The 15,696-nt window shown below is 63.3% G+C and carries 14 protein-coding genes; 6 read left to right on the top strand and 8 right to left on the bottom strand.

The annotated features are described in order from the left end of the window. Nucleotides 1-126: 126 nt before the first annotated feature. Nucleotides 127-1,008, bottom strand: a complete 882-nt coding sequence (locus BLO80_RS11395) for a LysR substrate-binding domain-containing protein (RefSeq protein ID WP_092332396.1) — start codon at nt 1,006-1,008, stop codon at nt 127-129. Between the two features lie 158 nt (nt 1,009-1,166). On the opposite strand from BLO80_RS11395, the gene BLO80_RS11390 reads away from it, so the two are divergent. Next, nucleotides 1,167-2,798 carry a 5-guanidino-2-oxopentanoate decarboxylase gene (locus BLO80_RS11390; protein ID WP_092332340.1) on the top strand — a complete coding sequence of 544 codons (1,632 nt, stop codon included), beginning with the start codon at nt 1,167-1,169 and terminating at the stop codon, nt 2,796-2,798. A gap of 139 nt (nt 2,799-2,937) precedes the next feature. Here the strand turns inward: BLO80_RS11390 and BLO80_RS11385 are convergent, their stop codons facing one another. Continuing rightward, nucleotides 2,938-3,867, bottom strand: coding sequence for an AraC family transcriptional regulator (locus BLO80_RS11385; protein WP_092332342.1), 930 nt, complete (start codon nt 3,865-3,867; stop codon nt 2,938-2,940). On the opposite strand from BLO80_RS11385, the gene BLO80_RS29920 reads away from it, so the two are divergent. The 3 genes from BLO80_RS29920 to BLO80_RS11375 all read left to right on the top strand — a co-directional run bounded on the left by BLO80_RS29920 (nt 3,866) and on the right by BLO80_RS11375 (nt 4,826). Beyond that, nucleotides 3,866-4,012 (top strand): hypothetical protein, encoded by a 147-nt coding sequence (locus BLO80_RS29920; RefSeq protein ID WP_175459487.1) that lies wholly within the window; start codon nt 3,866-3,868, stop codon nt 4,010-4,012. The genes BLO80_RS11385 and BLO80_RS29920 overlap by 2 nt on opposite strands. 183 nt (nt 4,013-4,195) lie before the next feature. Beyond that, entirely contained in the window at nt 4,196-4,549 is a 354-nt protein-coding gene (locus BLO80_RS11380; RefSeq protein WP_092332345.1) for a putative quinol monooxygenase, read from the top strand. A gap of 43 nt (nt 4,550-4,592) precedes the next feature. After that, on the top strand, nt 4,593-4,826 hold the full coding sequence (locus BLO80_RS11375) for a hypothetical protein (RefSeq protein ID WP_092332398.1): 234 nt from the start codon (nt 4,593-4,595) through the stop codon (nt 4,824-4,826). Between the two features lie 176 nt (nt 4,827-5,002). On the opposite strand, the gene BLO80_RS11370 is transcribed toward BLO80_RS11375, so the two are convergent. The 6 genes from BLO80_RS11370 to BLO80_RS11345 form a co-directional block, all read right to left on the bottom strand. Continuing rightward, entirely contained in the window at nt 5,003-5,623 is a 621-nt protein-coding gene (locus BLO80_RS11370; protein WP_092332348.1) for a flavin reductase family protein, read from the bottom strand. A 169-nt stretch (nt 5,624-5,792) separates the two neighbouring features. Then, nucleotides 5,793-6,110 (bottom strand): hypothetical protein, encoded by a 318-nt coding sequence (locus BLO80_RS11365; RefSeq protein ID WP_092332350.1) that lies wholly within the window; start codon nt 6,108-6,110, stop codon nt 5,793-5,795. Nucleotides 6,111-6,579: 469 nt separating this feature from the next. Continuing rightward, complete coding sequence (locus tag BLO80_RS11360) at nt 6,580-7,899, bottom strand: MFS transporter (protein ID WP_092332353.1); 1,320 nt, start codon at nt 7,897-7,899, stop codon at nt 6,580-6,582. 289 nt (nt 7,900-8,188) lie between these two features. Then, the gene (locus BLO80_RS11355) at nt 8,189-9,514 is read right to left on the bottom strand and encodes a sigma-54-dependent transcriptional regulator (protein ID WP_092332355.1); all 1,326 of its coding nucleotides are present in this window, start codon (nt 9,512-9,514) and stop codon (nt 8,189-8,191) included. Next, nucleotides 9,507-11,273 carry a sensor histidine kinase gene (locus BLO80_RS11350; RefSeq protein ID WP_092332400.1) on the bottom strand — a complete coding sequence of 589 codons (1,767 nt, stop codon included), beginning with the start codon at nt 11,271-11,273 and terminating at the stop codon, nt 9,507-9,509. Before BLO80_RS11350 ends, BLO80_RS11355 begins: the two co-directional genes overlap by 8 nt. A gap of 378 nt (nt 11,274-11,651) precedes the next feature. Next, entirely contained in the window at nt 11,652-13,175 is a 1,524-nt protein-coding gene (locus tag BLO80_RS11345) for a fumarate hydratase (RefSeq protein ID WP_060740866.1), read from the bottom strand. A 463-nt stretch (nt 13,176-13,638) separates the two neighbouring features. Between BLO80_RS11345 and BLO80_RS11340 the strand changes: the two genes are divergently transcribed. Together BLO80_RS11340 and BLO80_RS11335 are read left to right on the top strand one after the other, a co-directional pair. Continuing rightward, nucleotides 13,639-14,745, top strand: coding sequence for a GGDEF domain-containing protein (locus tag BLO80_RS11340; RefSeq protein WP_092332402.1), 1,107 nt, complete (start codon nt 13,639-13,641; stop codon nt 14,743-14,745). Next, nucleotides 14,738-15,673, top strand: coding sequence for an iron-sulfur-binding ferredoxin reductase (locus BLO80_RS11335; protein ID WP_092332358.1), 936 nt, complete (start codon nt 14,738-14,740; stop codon nt 15,671-15,673). The genes BLO80_RS11340 and BLO80_RS11335 overlap by 8 nt, the downstream gene beginning before the upstream one ends. The last annotated feature ends 23 nt before the right edge of the window (nt 15,674-15,696 follow it).

The following is a 15,696-nucleotide window of genomic DNA, read 5'->3' as shown; positions in this document are numbered from 1 at the left end:
TGCGCAGCAGCCCCCTAGGGTTCAGCCCGAGGCATCAAGGTGGCTGGATAGATTATGGGTTGCTTCGCAACCCAGCGGGAGCAAGCTCCCTCGCCACAGTTTCATTCACCCTCGAAGGGGCAGTCGCTACCGCACCTGAGCCTGCGCCACCAACCAGTCCATCAACGCCAGCAACGGCGCCGAGGCCTGGGGCTTGCGCGGGTGCACCAGGTGATAACCCAACCCGGTCTTGACCTTCAGCTCGAACGGCACCACCAGCCGGCCGGCGCTCAGGTCGTCGCCGATCAGCGACCAATCGCCAATCGCCACGCCGGTGCCCTGGGAGGCCATGGACATCGCCAGGTCCAGGGTTTCGAAATGCTGGCCCTTGCTGACCTGGTTCAAGTGCACATCGGCCGCCGCCAGCCAGGCGTTCCAGTCACGCTCGTCAAGGGCCGGGTGCAACAGCAAGTGGTGCTGCAGGTCGGCGGGTTCATGCAGCGGCACCGGTCCTTCCAGGGTCGATCGGGAGCAGACAGGCGTCAGCTGTTCATCGAACAGGTGCAGGCACGCCAGCGAGGCATCCGGTGGTGGGCCATAGACCACCGCGGCGTCGAAGGCTTCGCGCTGGAAATCCACACCGTGCCTGACCGTGGTGGTCAGTTCCACCGGCACGTCCGGCCGTTCCTTTTGCCATTGCAACAGGCGCGGCAGCAACCAGCGCATCACACAGGTCGGGGCCTTGAGCTGTAGGGTCTGGCGCTTTTCGCCGATCTGCTGGACCGCTTCGCCGATCAGGCCGAACACCTGCTGCACCCGTGGCAGCCACGCCTGGCCCTCGGCGGTCAGGCTCAGGCCGCGTGCCTGGCGCTGGAACAACGCATAACCCAAATGGTCTTCCAGCCCGGCGATCTGCCGGCTCACCGCGCCCTGGGTGATGTGCAACTGTTCGGCGGCCCGGGTGAAGTTGCAGCATTGGGCCGTGATCAGAAACGTGTGCAGCGCCGGCAACGGGGGGAGTCGTTTCATTTCGATCCAAGCCATGACGTGAGGACATGGCTAGTATGACTTTTTATCCATTGTTGTCGCCATGCCTCGCCCGTTCCAATAACGCCATCTCCAAGACAAAAGGGGCCCGCTCCCTAGTGCTGCGCGGCCTTTTACCCGACCAGAAAAAGGCAATGGCAATGGCGACGTGCGGCGAAGTATTGGTCAAGTTACTCGAAGGTTATGGCGTGGAGCAGGTGTTCGGCATTCCCGGCGTGCATACCGTCGAGTTGTACCGCGGGCTGGCCCGTTCCAGTATCCGCCATGTGACGCCGCGTCATGAACAGGGCGCAGGTTTCATGGCCGACGGTTACGCCCGGGTCAGCGGTAAGCCCGGCGTGTGTTTCATCATCACCGGTCCCGGCATGACCAACATCACCACCGCCATGGGCCAGGCCTACGCCGATTCGATCCCGATGCTGGTGATCTCCAGCGTGCAGTCGCGCAGCCAGTTGGGCGGCGGTCGTGGCAAGCTGCATGAACTGCCGAACCAGTCTGCGTTGGTAGGCGGTGTCGCGGCGTTTTCCCACACGCTGATGTCCGCCGCCGAATTGCCCAGCGTGCTGGCCCGGGCGTTCGCGGTGTTCCAGGCCGGTCGCCCGCGGCCGGTGCACATTGAAATCCCGCTGGACGTTTTGGTCGAAGACGCCGACGCCTTGCTCGCCAGCGTGCCGGTGAACATCAGCCGCGCCGGTGCCGCACCGGGGGCGGTAAAACAAATGGCCGGCCTGCTGGCGACGGCTCGACGGCCTTTGATCCTGGCCGGTGGCGGGGCCATTGACGCAGCGGCTGAATTGACCGAACTGGCCGAACGTCTCGGCGCGCCAGTGGCGTTGACCATCAATGCCAAAGGCCTGCTGCCTGCGCGCCATCCGTTGTTGATCGGCTCCACCCAGAGCTTGGTGGCCACCCGTGCGTTGGTGGCCGAGGCGGATGTGGTGCTGGCCATCGGTACCGAACTGGCCGAAACCGATTACGACATTACCTTTGCCGGCGGCTTCGAGCTTCCCGGCGCGCTGCTGCGCATCGACATCGACCCGGACCAGACCGTGCGCAACTACCCGCCGCACCTGGCGCTGGTGGCCGACGCCGGTGTCGCCGCCCGGGCCTTGCTCGACGAATTGAACCAGCGACCCTTGGCCGAACGCCAAGCCGATTGGGGGCCGGCCCGTGCCGCCCGGTTGCGCGCCGAGCTTCAAGGCAGTTGGGACGCCGCGACCCGCGCCCAGACCGTGTTTCTCGACACGGTCTTGCAGACGCTACCGGAGGCGGTGTTCGTCGGCGACTCCACGCAACCGGTGTACACCGGCAACCTGACCTTCAACCCGGAGCAGCCGCGCCGCTGGTTCAATTCCTCCACCGGCTACGGCACCCTTGGCTACGCGTTGCCGGCGGCCATCGGCGCCTGGCTCGGCGGCAAGGACCTGGGCCACGGCTGCCCCGCGGTAGTGTGCCTGATCGGTGACGGCGGGTTGCAGTTCACCCTGCCGGAACTGGCCAGCGCCGTGGAAGCGCGCACACCGGTGATCGTGCTGCTGTGGAATAACCAGGGCTACGAAGAGATCAAGAAATACATGCTCAACCGCGCCATCGAACCGGTGGGGGTGGACATCTACACCCCGGATTTCATCGGTGTCGCCAAGGCCTTGGGCTGCTTTGCCCAGGCCATCGACGATGTGCCGTCGTTGTGTGCCGCGTTGCTGGCGGCCCGTGAGCGGCAGGGGCCGACGCTGATTGAGATTGACCAGGGTGTCTGGACATCGAAGTGTTGAGGTGTTTTTACTGGCCTTATCGCGAGCAAGCTCGCTCCCACATCGGACCTGTTGTGAACAGAGAATCTGTGTTCAATGAAGATCCCCTGTGGGAGCGAGCTTGCTCGCGATGAGGCCGGCCCAGCCAACAAAACCCGGGTCAAACGGTCATCCGCAACCGCGCCAGGTCCCGCAACGGCGGCGCGCCGAACAACCGGCTGTACTCGCGGCTGAACTGCGAAGGGCTTTCATACCCTACCCGATACCCCGCCGCCGAAGCTTCCAGCCCTTCGGCCAGCATCAGCCGGCGGGCTTCCTGCAAGCGCAGTTGCTTCTGGTATTGCAGTGGGCTCATGGCCGTCATGGCCTTGAAACGGTGATGCAGGGTCGAGACGCTGAGGTTCACTTCCCGGGCCAGGTCATCGATGCGCAGCGGCTGTTCGAAATGGCCGTTGAGCCATTTGATCGCCTGGCTGATGCGATGGCTCTGACTGTTGGCGATGGCGATTTCATACAGCCGATAGCCCTGTGGACTGCGCAGCAGGCGATAGAGGATTTCCCGGCGCACCAGGGGCGCGAGCATGGCGATGTCTTTCGGCGTGTCCAGCAGCCGTGCCAGGCGCAGCACCGCGTCGAGCATCGGCGTGTCCAGGCGTTCGACATACAGCCCGCGCCCGGCGGGGCGGGTCGGCACGCCCAAGGGGCCGGCATCGGCGATCAACGCAGTGATTTCCGCCGGGTCGATGTCCAGGCGCAGGGCCAGGATCGGCTGCTCGGGCGTAGCGTTGGGCATGCAGCCGCTCAACGGCATCGACACCGAGACCACCAAGTAATGCAGTGGATCGTAGTTGAACAATTCTTCGGCCAAGCGCACCTGTTTGCTGCCTTGGGCCATGATGCACAGTGCCGGTTGCGCCAACACCGGGGCGAACGTCTGGGGCATGCTGTGGCGCGACAGGTGCAGCGAGCCGATGGCCGTGGCGTAGCTGCCGTCTTCGCTGGTATTGCGGTCGATGATCGACGCCAGTTCGGCGCGCTGTTGTTCCAGGTACGTGTCCAGCGGGGCGTGGGCGTGATCGAGTGGCGACATGCCGGAAATCCTCGAAATGATAGGAGCGATGAACAAAGCTTATGTTTGTGCAAGGCGCAGCGGTAGCAACATCCTGTTAAAAGCTTGCCTGATCCTGCACGGCGCGATGGGCCATGACGGGTCAACGCGGGTGAAACTTGCTTGAAACCTTTTGTTTCAACTTCGCGGCTGGCAAGCGCTTCGACGGTGGATTTTGTGCGACCGATGCGCAGGATTGTGCAACGGGTCGGCAGGAATCGACTAACGAAGCTGGCGTCGTGACGCTTAACCTTTGATCCTGTCGCAGCCTGTCCCCGGCTGCACAACGGATTACCTGGGAGGGTTGAACATGACTACACAGATCCCCGTCAGCCACATGGCTTTTGTCCGGGCCCGCAGTGGTTGCTCCAAGCAACTGGGTGCACGCCTGAGCACGCTGATCGCGCCCTCGCGCCAGACGCCCGGCTGCCTGCATTTTGCCTTGCAGCAATCGCAATGCGACGCTGATTTGTGGCTGGTGTCCGGGCTCTGGGTCAATCAGCCGTCGATGGACGCCTACTTCAATTCACCGGCCATGGCGATTTTCGCCGAGCTGGTGCAGGACCTGGTGGTGAGCAGCCTGGATTTCCACACCTTCAGGGAAGTCTCCGCCGCCCAGGCGACCGAAGGGTGCCGGGCACAGGTACACAAGCTGGCCGGTTGAAGGTTTAATGACCGTCATTTTCCACCGCCAGGATGCACAAGAGATGGCACGTAAAGCCTTTGAAACCTTTGAAGCTGTTTCCGCCGTTGTTCCCAAGGAGGGCGGCGGTTACCACGCCGCCATTGCCACCAAGGCCATCGGTGGTTCCGGTGCGCCGCGTTTCAACAAGGTGCTTGAAGACCAGTCCTTCAAGACCGCGACCGAAGCCGATGAAGCCGCTGCCATGCAGCTCACCCATCTGCAGGGTGTCAGAGAGGATGGCGGGTTGGTCTGGTAAACCCGTATCACACCTGTTGGGATGACCTACACCTGTGGCGAGGGGATTTATCCCCGCTGGGGCGCGAAGCGGCCCTAAAACCAGTCCAGGCAACTCAGTGTCAGGAAGGTATTGGGGGCTGCTCCGCAGCCCAGCGGGGATAAATCCCCTCGCCACAGAGTGTGATGGGCAAGCTTCTATTGGGGACGATGCATCTTGAACAACGCCTCAGGCCCCAGCTGGAAATAATCCGCCGGTCCACCCCCGCGCAAGATCGGTTCGGCGGCGGCGGTGTCGTACACCCCATCCTTCAACAGCCACTGGGCGATATGCACGGCGACCACTTCGCCGAGGATCAGCCAGCTTGGCACCAGCCCTTTGTCCGCCCGCTGCAATTGAATGATCTGCGTGACCTTGCATTCGAAGGACACCGGGCTTTCGGCGACGCGCGGCACCTGGATCACCCGTGACGGGGCGGCCGTCAGGCCCGCCAGTTCGAACTCATTGACCTCTGGGGCGACCATCGCGCAGCTCTGGTTCATCTGCTCGGCGAGCGGGCGGGTGGCCAGGTTCCAGGCGAATTCACCGGTCTGTTCGATGTTGTTCAGGCTGTCTTTGCGCCCGACGCTGGAGAACCCAATGATCGGTGGAATGTAATTGAAGGCGTTGAAGAAACTGTAGGGCGCCAGGTTCAAGCGGCCTTCGCCATCCTGGGACGAAATCCAGCCGATGGGGCGCGGACCGACAATGGCGTTGAATGGATCGTGTGGCAGGCCGTGACCATTGGCGGGTTCGTAGTAATGGATGTCATCGGGCATGGCGGGCGTTTCCTGGAAAGGCATTCGTAGGCGACCAATAGTGCAAGGCTGGGCCTTTTATTTCCAGATTGGGTGATGCAAAAAAAGATCGCAGCCTCCGGCAGCGTCTACAGGACCGTGTTCAATCCGTAGGCGCTGCCGAAGGCTGCGATCTTTTGACGTTCAATCGTTAACCAATTGCTTCGGCGGTGCCGGTCTTGTCGAAGCCGTCAGCGGCGATGGCGTCGGCGGTGCCGGTCTTGTCGAAGCCGTCAGCGGCGATGGCGTCGGCGGTGCCGGTCTTGTCAAAGCCGTCAGCGGCAATGGCGTCGGCGGTGCCAGTCTTGTCGAAGCCGTCGGCGGCGTAATGACCCGCAGAGCTGCGTTCGATGGCTGCGCTGGCGTTGGCACCGAAGGAGGCGGTACCGGTCTTGTCGAAACCGTCAGCGGCGAAGGTGTTGGCGGCCAACACGGACAGGGTCAGGGCGAGGATCAGTTTGGTTTTCATGGTGGTCACTCCGGGTTCGTGGCGATGTGTGTCTTGCATGGGTTGAATGCTACGCCAAATAAATTGATTAAAAAGCGCAAAATAATGCTAAAAACAATCGATTAACTAGATATTAAGGGCGACGTATTCAGTCGCTTCCATCGTCGGAGCGAACATCGCGCAGGTCATCGATTCAGTGAGCCAAGGGTGTGGCAAGTGCATTAACGGGCGATTAATCCCAGTTCAATGATTTTTCATACCACGATTCGGGCTTGGGCTTTGCTGCGGGGATATTGATCGTGATGATCGCTGGCGCGACCTATGCGCAGAACCGTTATGGCAAGCAGGGCACTGCTGAGTTGACTTGAGACCGAGTCGTCTCCAATCGCGAGCAGGCTCGCTCCCACAGGGATTTACGCTAACCCTGTGGGAGCGAGCCTGCTCGCGATGGGGCCATCACCGTCACCGTTGCGGTGACGGTTGGACCCTGTCAGTCGGTCACGATCCGCGAATGCTTGCGGGTGTCTTTCATGGTGATGTACACCAGCAGCGACACGGCGATGCAGGCCGTCACGTACCAGTAGTAGCCGGTTTCCATGCCGATGCTCTTGAACCACAGGGCGATGTATTCAGCGGTACCGCCGAAGATCGATACGGTCAGTGCGTAGGGCAGGCCGACACCCAGGGCGCGGATTTCGGTGGGGAACAGCTCGGCCTTCACCACGGCATTGATCGAGGTGTAGCCACTGACGATGATCAGCGCGGCCATGATCAGGAAGAACGCACCCCACCAGGTCTGGATGGTGTGCAGGGTGGTGAGGATCGGTACGGTGAACAGCGTTCCCAGGATGCCGAAGGCGATCAGGATCGGCCGGCGACCGACCTTGTCCGACAGCCCGCCGATCACCGGTTGCAGGCACATGAACAGGAACAGAGTGGCGGCGGAAATGGTGGTGGAGTCGGAGATGCTCATGCCGACGGTGTTCACCAGGTATTTCTGCATGTAGGTGGTGTAGGTGTAGAACGCCAGGGTACCGCCCATGGTCAGGCCGACCACGGTCATCAGTTCCTTGGGGTGGCGCAGCAAGGTGCGCATCGCGCTTTCCTTGGACTTCTCTTTCTTGGTGAACGACTCGGTTTCTTCCATGCCGCGCCGCAGGTACAGCGCCACGATCGCACACAGTGCGCCGATGGCGAACGGGATGCGCCAGCCCCAGGCGTACAGCTGTTCGGTGGTGAGGAACTGCTGCAGTACGATCAATACGCCCAAGGCGATGAGCTGGCCGGAAATCAGGGTCACGTACTGGAAGCTGGAGAAGAAGCCACGACGTTCCTTGGTCGCCATCTCGCTCAGGTAGGTTGCCGAGGTGCCGTACTCGCCACCCACCGACAGGCCTTGGAGCAGGCGGGCGAACACCAGCAGGATCGGCGCGCCGACGCCGATGGTTTCGTAGCTCGGGCTCAAAGCGATGATCAGCGAGCCGAAGCACATCAGGTACACCGAGGCCATCAACGCACGTTTGCGCCCGGCGCGGTCAGCGTACAGGCCCATCAACCAGCCGCCGATCGGCCGCATCAGGAAGCCCACGGCGAAGATCGCGGCGGTGTTGAGCAATTGGGCGGTGGTGTCGCCCTTGGGGAAGAAGACTTTGGCGAAGTACAACGAGAACGCGGCGTAGACGTACCAGTCATACCACTCGACCATGTTGCCGACCGAGCCGCTGAAGATCGATTTGATCCGGCTGGCGGTGGTTCTTTCACGGGCGGGCACGGCAGCCGACCCAATGGGTAGGGCGTTGGAGTTGTCCATTGAAGGATCCTTCATTTAATTGTTTTTGTGGAGCGCGCGGGAGCGCAGCCTGACAGGGCTATAGCAGGAGCTGTGCCAGCCGCTGGAGGGCCGTTCTAGAGGGGTTTGCGGTGTTGAGTGAGCGGAAATCCGCTTGTTTTTGATGGGTGGTGAGCGGAAATCCGCTTATTCGTGGGGCTGCTCTGGCCTCATCGCGAGCAAGCTCGCTCCCACATTTTTGTCCTGTGTACACATCATCCTGTGGGAGCGAGCTTGCTCGCGATGGCGCCAGTGCAGGCGCCACAGAAACCTACAAAAACATCTCCCGACTCAACCCATGCCGCTGCATCTTTTCATTGAAGGTGCGGCGTGGCAGTTGCAGCTCTTCGAGCACGGCTTTCACATCGCCTTTGTGTCGCGTCAGGGCGGCGCGCAGGCATTGGGCTTCGAAGGCTTCCTGCTGGGCCGCGAGGGACTGGCCCGGCTCCGTCTCCAGGACGGGCAGTTGATCCAGCCCCAACACCTGGCGCTCGGCGACGTTGGCCAGTTCCCGCACATTGCCCGGCCAATTGTGGCTGAGCAGATGGCCCAACTGCGGGCCGCTCAGGGGCGCGGCGGGGCGGCCCAGGCGTTCGGCGGCGTTGTGGGTGAAGTGTTCGAACAGCAGGGGAATGTCCTCGCGCCGTTCTCGCAGCGGCGGCAGGCGCAGCTCGGCGATGTTCAAGCGATAGGCCAGGTCTTCGCGAAAACGCCCGGCCCGGGCTTCGTCCAACAGGTCGGGCTTGGTGGCGGCGATGATGCGCAGGTCCACGGCGATGCTCTGGTTGGAGCCCAGGCGTTCGAGCTTCTGTTCCTGCAACACCCGCAGCAACTTGACCTGCTGGGCCAGGGGCATGCTTTCGATTTCATCGAGAAACAGCGTGCCGCCGTCGGCGTATTCGAGCTTGCCGATGCGCTTGCCCTGGGCGCCGGTGAAGGCACCGCTTTCATGGCCGAACAGCTCCGCCTCGAACAGCGGTTCGGGGATGGCCGCGCAGTTCAACGCGACGAAGGGTTTGTTCGCCCTCGGGCCGAAATCGTGCAGGCAGCGGGCGACCAATTCCTTGCCGCTGCCGGTTTCGCCGCGGATCAATACATTGACCGGCAGTGCCGCCAGGTCCAGCACTTGGCGCCGCAGAGTGTGCAGCGCACGGGAAACCCCTAGCAGCGTGCCATCGAGGCGGGCGCGGGCGTCGGCCTGCTCATGCAGGCGGCGGTTTTCCAGAACCAGGGTGCGCTTGTCCAGGGCCCGGCGCAGGCTGCCGAGCAGAGCTTCGGGGCTGAAGGGTTTTTCCAGGAAGTCGTAGGCACCGTCGCGCATGGCCTCGACGGCCATGGGCACGTCACCGTGGCCGGTCAACAGAATTACCGGCAGGTCCGGATCGCGGCGGCGTACTTCGGCCAGTAGCTCCAGGCCGTTGAGGCCGGGCATGCGCACGTCGCTGAGGATCACCCCGGGAAAATGCTCCGGCAACCGGGCCAGGCATTCCTCGGCTCGACTGAACAGCTGCACCTGGAACCCCGACAGGCTCAACCATTGCTCGACGGCACTGCGGATGCTGCCTTCGTCATCCACGACCATGACTGAATCAAGCATGCAGTTGTGCCTCCTGATCGATGGGCAAGGTCATGCAGAATACCGCGCCGTTCTCGTGGTTGTCCGCGCTCAGGCGCCCGCCGGACTCATGGATGATTGCAAACGAAACCGCCAGCCCCAGGCCCAGGCCATCGCCCACGGGCTTGGTGGTGAAAAACGGATCGAACACCTGGGCCAGGTGTTCCTCGGCGATGCCGGTGCCGCTGTCGCTGACGGTCAGGCGCCACAATTGATCATCGGTCTCCAGGCGCACTTCCAGGCGCTTGAGAGGTTGGCCGGCCATGGCGTCGAGCGCGTTGCGCAGCAGGTTGATCAACACTTGCTCGAGGCGGATCGCATCGCCGCGCACCCACGCCGGGCGGGTCAGGTGCAGCACGGTGCTGACCTGCTCGTCCCGCAGGCGCGTGTCCAGCAGTTGCAGCGCCTGGTCCACCACCGCCGCCAGGTCCAGGCGTTCGCGCAGGCCGCTGGGGCTTTTGCGGGCGAACGTCTTCAAGTGGCCGGTGAGGGCGGCCATGCGGGTCAGCATGTCGTCCACCGGCTTGAGGGCCTTGTAGGCGTCATCGACCCGACCGTGATCCAGCAGCAAGCGCAGGGTTGCCAATTGCATGCGCTGGGCGGTCAAGGGTTGGTTGATTTCATGGGCCAGGGCCGCCGACATCTGCCCCAGCGCCGCCAGCTTGGCCGATTGCACCAGCCCGTCCTGGGCTGTGCGCAGGTCTCGGGTACGCTCCTCCACCAGCCGTTCCAGCTCTTCGCGGCTGCGCTGGCGCAACTTTGCCAGGCGCCAGCGCTGGTTGAGAAACAGCAACAGGAACACCAGCGCCAGCCACAACCCGGCGGCGGCGAGCCCGGCGTTGCGCAGGTCCTCGAAGGCGATCTGCGGACGGCGCAGCAAGTGCAGGGTCCAGCCTTCGGCGGTCAACGGCAAGGATTCCCACAGGTAATCCGCCGAGCCATCGGGGGCCTCGACCCGGGCCAGGTGGCTGTTGTCGTCGAAGCGGCGCAGCGGTTCATGGGCCAGGGCTTGCAACGGTTGTTTGTCGTATTGGCGGGTGGCCTTGAGTTCGGCGCGGTCGCTGTCGGTCAGCGGTTGCAAGTGGCGATAACGCCAGCCCGGGCGATTGGCGATGAAGATGATGCCCCGGGCATCGCTGACCAGCAGGGTGTCGCTGCCCTGGCGCCATTCGCGCTCCAGCTCCGGAAACTCCAGCTTCACCACCATCGCGCCAAGGAACTCGCCGTTGTCGCCGGTCACGGCGCTGGAGAGGAAGTACCCCGGGATGCCGCTGGTCACGCCCACCGCATAAAACCGCCCGGTGCCCTGGGTGCGGGTCTGGATGAAGTAGGGGCGAAAGCCATAGTTGTGCCCGACATAGCTGCTGGGCAGGCGCCAGTTACTGGCCGCGACGGCCAGGCCGCTGTGGTCGAGCAGTTCCAGTGTGGATGACTGGGCGGCGCCATTGATCTGTTCGAGCTTGCGACTCAACGCATCCTGCTGCGCCGCGCTGACCGGCCCCTTGAGGGCCGAGCGCAACTCCGGATCCAGCGCCAGCACAGCGGGCAGGGCGCGGTAGCGTTCGATCAGGGTGTGCAACGAATTGGCGTACAGCGTCAACTGCTGGCTGGCACGGCTGGCATCTTCCTTCAAGGCCTCGCGTTCGGCGTGGCGCACGGCGAGGGTAGCGGCAACCGCCGCGCCGGCGAGGATCAGCAGGGTGTACAACGACAGGCGCAAGGTACGGGTGGTCGGCAGCATGCTGGCGTAAACCAGTGGAAAGTCGGGCGGGCACGATAGCATGGCGGTTGCTCTGTGGGAGCTGAGCCTGCTCGCGATGGCAGTGGGTCATCCAGAGATGATATTGACTGACAGGTCGCTATCGCGAGCAAGCTCGGCTCCCACAGTAGATAGGTGCCGTGCACAAGATTTGTATCCAATGATAGCCACAGTGGGAGCGAGCCTGCTCGCGATGGCAGTGGGTCATCCAGAGATGATATTGACTGACAGGCCGCTATCGCGAGCAAGCTCGGCTCCCACAGGATTACCACAGGTACCTGTAGTGAGCATCACTGACATGGACACAAAAAAAGGCCGGTGGGCTTGTCGCTCACCGGCCTTGTTCATGGCACTGAAGTATTACTGCACTTCGACCGCCAGGCTGTCGCTGATCTTCTTCTGCCAGATGGCAGGACCGGTGATGTGCACCGACTCGCCTTGGCTATCGACCGCAACGGTCACCGGCATGTCCTTGACTTCGAACTCGTAGATCGCTTCCATGCCCAGTTCGGCGAACGCCAGGACCTTGGACTTGCGGATCGCCTGGGCCACCAGGTAAGCAGCACCGCCGACGGCCATCAGGTAGACGGCCTTGTTGTCCTTGATCGCTTCGATAGCGGTCGGGCCGCGCTCGGATTTGCCGATCATGCCCAACAAGCCTGTCTGCTCGAGGATCTGGCGGGTGAACTTGTCCATCCGCGTGGCGGTGGTCGGGCCGGCTGGGCCGACGACTTCATCGCCGACCGGGTCGACCGGGCCGACGTAATAGATGAAGCGGCCCTTGAGGTCCACTGGCAAGGTCTCACCCTTGTTCAGCATCTCGACCATGCGCTTGTGCGCCGCATCGCGACCGGTGAGCATTTTGCCGTTGAGCAGCACGGTTTCGCCCGGCTTCCAGCTTTGCACGTCTTCTGGCGTCAGGGTATCGAGGTTGACGCGACGAGCCGACGGGCCGGCTTCCCAGACGATTTCCGGGTAGGCGTCCAACGGTGGCGCTTCCAGCGACGCCGGGCCCGTGCCGTCCAGCACGAAATGGGCGTGACGGGTGGCGGCGCAGTTGGGGATCATGCACACCGGCAGGGAGGCGGCGTGGGTCGGGTAGTCCATGATCTTCACGTCGAGCACGGTGGTCAGGCCACCCAGGCCCTGGGCACCGATGCCCAGTTGGTTGACCTTCTCGAACAGCTCCAGGCGCATCTCTTCGATACGGTTCTGCGGGCCGCGGGCCTTGAGCTCGTGGATGTCGATGGACTCCATCAAGACTTCCTTGGCCATGACCGCGGCTTTCTCGGCGGTGCCGCCGATGCCGATGCCGAGCATGCCCGGTGGGCACCAGCCGGCGCCCATGGTCGGAACGGTTTTCAGCACCCAGTCGACGATGGAGTCGGACGGGTTGAGCATGGCCATCTTCGACTTGTTCTCGGAGCCGCCGCCCTTGGCCGCCACGTCCACTTCCACGGTGTTGCCCGGGACGATGGAGTAGTGGATGACCGCCGGGGTGTTGTCCTTGGTGTTTTTACGCGCGCCGGCCGGGTCGGCCAGGATGGAAGCGCGCAGGACATTTTCCGGCAGGTTGTAGGCGCGACGCACGCCCTCGTTGATCATGTCGTCCAGGCTCATGGTCGCGCCATCCCAACGCACGTCCATGCCCACGCGCACGAACACGGTCACGATGCCGGTGTCCTGGCAGATCGGCCGATGGCCGGTGGCGCACATGCGCGAGTTGATCAGGATCTGCGCCATGGAGTCACGGGCCGCTGGCGATTCTTCGCGCAGGTAGGCCTCGTGCATCGCCTGGATGAAATCCACGGGATGGTAGTAGGAAATGAACTGCAGGGCGTCGGCAACGCTCTGTATCAGGTCATCTTGCTTGATCACGGTCATGAGTCGCGCTCCTCTCTAAAGACGGGAACATTCAATAAGGTGCCGCCCGTTTGGGTGCATCGGTCGACGGACGACACCTCTTTAAGGCACGCCGGGCATGCTGGCGCGACGCTAAAAAGGCGCGGCAGTATATCGCAGGCCGGCACCCTGTGGGAGCGAGCTTGCTCCCGATCACGACGGATTGATGAGGTGGAAAGTGAAACCTGTGGCGAGGGAGCTTGCTCCCGCTCGGTTGCGCAGCAGCCGCAAAATCTTGGGGCCGCTTCGCGCCCCAGCGGGAGCAAGCTCCCTCGCCACAGGGGCATCAGGTGCGCCAGCCACTGCGTCAATTGGGCCATTGCTTTGACGCCATTTTTCTGCTCCAGAATTGAATGGTCATTTGCCCTACACGCCACTAAAGTGGCGTCTGGCCTGTAGCGTAGGACGCCTCCTGTCAGTTTCCTTTCCCATGGTGAGTCAACGATTGACCCATAACGCCATTCAACGTCTTTTGCTGAAACGCTTCGCTTTGGCGGCCGCGACGTACGCGCTGGCACTGGTTTTGTTGTGGCTGGCATTTTTCAGTGGGCATTACCTGGACTCGTTGCGCGGTGTCATCATCGGCAGCGTGTTGGTGGTGCTGTGCCAGGCCGGGCTGTTCGCGCTGTTTATCACCGACCGCAACCTGCGCTTCGCCGATCCCAGCCTCACCGAAGTGCAGGTGTTGATCGGCCTGGGCTGGCAGACCTGGATGATGGCGCACCTGGACCAGGCCCGGGGCGTGTTCCTGGTGTTTTATGTGCTGATCCTGCTGTTCGGGTTGTTCCATCTGTCGCGCCGGGCCTTTGTGCGCTGCGCGTCGCTGGTGTTCATCAGCTTCACCGCGATTACCCTCTGGGACGGTTACTTCTTCAGGCTTCCCGATCCCACCCTGGCCGGGTTGCAGGTGGCCGTGCTGTTTCTCGTGCTGGTGTGGCTGGTGTTTTACGCCCGCTACGTCCAGACCTCACGCCAGCGCATGCGCCAGCGGCGGTTTGCCTTGCAGGCGCACCAGGACACCTTGCGCGGGATGATGCGCCAGCTCGAAGACCTGGTGGCCACCGATGAACTGACCGGGCTGTTCAATCGCCGGCACTTCCTGCGCCTGGCCTCCCGCGAACTCAACACCCTCAGGCCTGGCGTCGCCCATGGCCTGGCCCTGATCGACCTCGACCATTTCAAGCGCATCAACGACCTGCATGGCCATGCCGCGGGCGACCAGGTGCTGCAGGCGTTTGCCGCGGTCGCCACGGCGTGCCTGCGCGAGGGCGACGTACTGGCCCGTTACGGCGGCGAGGAATTCGTCATGCTGCTGCCCGCTTGCGACCCCCATCGCCTGACGGCCTGTTGCGAGCGGCTGCGGCTGGCGTTCACCGAAGTCGAGCTGATCGGCCTGCAGGTCGGCGCCCTCAGTCTCTCGGCGGGCATGACCATGCTGGACATGGGCGATGACCTGGACAACGCGTTGCAGCGTGCCGACCAGGCCCTGTACCGTGCCAAGCGAGACGGCCGCAATCGTTGCGCCGCCGCTTGGGAGAACGTCGATGCCTGAACTGACAGTCGCCGGCCGGCAATGGACGGTGGCGGCGGGCAGTAACCTGCTGGACACCTTGAACGGCGCTGGCGTGGCGGTGCCCTACAGTTGCCGCGCCGGGAGCTGCCACGCCTGCCTGGTGCAGTGCGTGGGGGGCGATGTGCGCGACAGCCGCCCCGACGCCTTGAGCCCGACGCAGCGCGACCAGGGTTGGCGGCTGGCCTGCCAATGCCAGGTGGTCGAGGATGTGCGGATCCACACCTTCGACCCGCAACGTGACGGCCAGGCCGCCCAGGTGATGGCGGTGGATTGGCTGGGCGGTGAGGTGCTGCGTCTGCGCCTCACCCCCGAGCGGCCGCTGCGGTATCGGGCCGGGCAGCATCTGGTGCTGTGGACCGGCGAGGTGGCCCGGCCGTATTCCCTGGCGAGCCTGCCCGAAGAAGACCGTTTCCTGGAGTTCCACCTCGATTGTCGCGAGCCCGGGCTGTTCATCGACGCGGCCCGGCAGATGAAGGCCGGCGACCCGATCCGCCTGGGCGAACTGCGTGGCGGTGCCTTGCACTACGACGCCGACTGGCACGACAGGCCGCTGTGGTTGCTCGCCGCTGGCACGGGTTTGGCGCCGTTGTTCGGTCTCCTGCGCGAAGCCTTGCGCCAGCATCACCAAGGCGCGATTCGCCTTATTCATGTGGCCCATGATACGGCCGGGCATTATCTGGCCAAACCCCTGGCGGCGCTGGCGGCCAAGCATGAAAACCTCTCGGTGGAGCTGCTGACCGCGGCCGAGGCGTCGTCCGCCTTGGCGCAACTGCGGCTTGTTTCCCGGCAAACCCAGGCCTTACTCTGCGGCCATCCCGACCGGGTCGAGGCCTTTGCCAAGCGTTTGTACCTGGCTGGCTTGCCGCGCAATCAACTGCTGGCCGACGTCTTCCTGCCCCGTGGTTGAGCGCTGATTTCCAGACGCGAGAC

Source organism: Pseudomonas sp. NFACC56-3 (assembly GCF_900100025.1).
GTDB classification, from domain to species: Bacteria; Pseudomonadota; Gammaproteobacteria; order Pseudomonadales; family Pseudomonadaceae; genus Aquipseudomonas; species Aquipseudomonas fluorescens_AA.
The sequence above is the reverse complement of the archived record's forward strand: the minus strand, read 5'-3'. Positions and strand labels throughout refer to the sequence as shown.

Coding starts and splice junctions, on each gene's coding strand:
- BLO80_RS11385 (WP_092332342.1), bottom strand. CDS start 3,867: ATGTCGCCACTCGATCACGCCCACGCCCCGCTGGACACGTACCTGGAA.
- BLO80_RS11365 (WP_092332350.1), bottom strand. CDS start 6,110: ATGAAAACCAAACTGATCCTCGCCCTGACCCTGTCCGTGTTGGCCGCC.
- BLO80_RS11375 (WP_092332398.1), top strand. CDS start 4,593: ATGGCACGTAAAGCCTTTGAAACCTTTGAAGCTGTTTCCGCCGTTGTT.
- BLO80_RS11370 (WP_092332348.1), bottom strand. CDS start 5,623: ATGCCCGATGACATCCATTACTACGAACCCGCCAATGGTCACGGCCTG.
- BLO80_RS11345 (WP_060740866.1), bottom strand. CDS start 13,175: ATGACCGTGATCAAGCAAGATGACCTGATACAGAGCGTTGCCGACGCC.
- BLO80_RS29920 (WP_175459487.1), top strand. CDS start 3,866: ATGCCGGAAATCCTCGAAATGATAGGAGCGATGAACAAAGCTTATGTT.
- BLO80_RS11395 (WP_092332396.1), bottom strand. CDS start 1,008: ATGAAACGACTCCCCCCGTTGCCGGCGCTGCACACGTTTCTGATCACG.
- BLO80_RS11355 (WP_092332355.1), bottom strand. CDS start 9,514: ATGCTTGATTCAGTCATGGTCGTGGATGACGAAGGCAGCATCCGCAGT.
- BLO80_RS11335 (WP_092332358.1), top strand. CDS start 14,738: ATGCCTGAACTGACAGTCGCCGGCCGGCAATGGACGGTGGCGGCGGGC.
- BLO80_RS11360 (WP_092332353.1), bottom strand. CDS start 7,899: ATGGACAACTCCAACGCCCTACCCATTGGGTCGGCTGCCGTGCCCGCC.
- BLO80_RS11350 (WP_092332400.1), bottom strand. CDS start 11,273: ATGCTGCCGACCACCCGTACCTTGCGCCTGTCGTTGTACACCCTGCTG.
- BLO80_RS11380 (WP_092332345.1), top strand. CDS start 4,196: ATGACTACACAGATCCCCGTCAGCCACATGGCTTTTGTCCGGGCCCGC.
- BLO80_RS11390 (WP_092332340.1), top strand. CDS start 1,167: ATGGCGACGTGCGGCGAAGTATTGGTCAAGTTACTCGAAGGTTATGGC.